At 67.6% G+C, this 1,102-nt stretch carries 1 protein-coding gene and 1 pseudogene; both read right to left on the bottom strand.

The window, feature by feature from the left end; all coding sequences use genetic code 11:
• Positions 1-394: pseudogene (locus tag FJ980_RS33555) on the bottom strand (oxidoreductase); the annotation flags it as partial.
• A gap of 10 nt (positions 395-404) precedes the next feature.
• Positions 405-1,102, bottom strand: a 698-nt coding sequence (locus FJ980_RS33550) for an FGGY-family carbohydrate kinase (RefSeq protein ID WP_140547658.1), incomplete at its 5' end; no start/stop codon positions are given.

The raw sequence follows: 1,102 nt of genomic DNA, 5'->3' as shown, positions 1-1,102 counted from the left end.
CGGCCACGGCGGTCGCGTTGCGGCCGGGCACGGTGACGACGGTGAGGCCATGCGCGCGCGCCGCTTCCATGTCGATGTTGATCGGGCCGCCGCGCGACACCGCGACCAGCTTCAGGGCCGGCAGGCGGCGCATCATGCCCTCCGACAGCGGCGCGAGCTGGGTGACGAGGATCTCGGCGTCGCCGATGAACTCGACGACCTCGTCGGGACGGCCGAAATACTCCTTGACCTTGTCGAGGCCGAGCGCCGGATCGCCGAATTCCATCGGCTCGTCGGGCCAGGCCGTCTGCAATGTCCTGACATCGAGGTCACCGCTCGCGACCTTCTCGATTTTGGCGCGAAACACCTCCGGAAGCATGAAGTTGTCGCCAATGATCGCTATTTTCCTGGGCATACTCGACTTCTCAATTTGCCTGCACTGAAGCCATCGCGCGCCAGACCGGCCGCAGCGCCTTGTGCGCCAACATGTAGGACGGGGTCATCCTGTCGTAGATCGCGGCGAGGTTCCGGTCGCTCGGCTCCGCCTCGCCAAGCAGCGGCGTCACCCATTCCGCGACGCATTCGTCCATCGACTTGTACAGGCCGACGCAGACCGCGGCTATCATCGCCGCGCCGGCCGCCCCGGCCTCCTCGCGCTGGCTGGTGCGGATATCTGCGCCGACGGCGGCTCCGAGGATCTTGCGCAGCGCCGGGCTTCGGGCGGCGCCTCCGGTCAGCCGGATCTCGCGCGGCAATGGCCCCATGGCGGCGTAGCAATCGCGCGCGGCGAAGGCCAATCCCTCGAAGACGGCGCGCACCAGGTCGGCATAGCCGTGGCGCGAGGAAATGCCGACGAAGCCGGCTCTCGCATTGGCATCGACGAACGGCCCCCTCTCGCCGGCCTCCGACACATAGGGCTGGTAGAGCAGTGAGGCGGGCTGCGAGGCCGCGATCCAGGCATCGACGAGCGCAATCATTTCGCCATTGCTGCGGGTGATGCCTTGCGAGGCGAGGATGCCGGAGGCCAGCCCAAGCGCCCAGTCGATGTTTAGCGTCGCCGCCATGTTGGACTGCATCTGCGCGAACACGCCGGGCGCCGGCATGGCCATGGTGTAACCGGTCG

Source organism: Mesorhizobium sp. B1-1-5 (assembly GCF_006443065.1).
Taxonomy (GTDB): Bacteria; Pseudomonadota; Alphaproteobacteria; order Rhizobiales; family Rhizobiaceae; genus Mesorhizobium.
The sequence above is the reverse complement of the archived record's forward strand: the minus strand, read 5'-3'. Positions and strand labels throughout refer to the sequence as shown.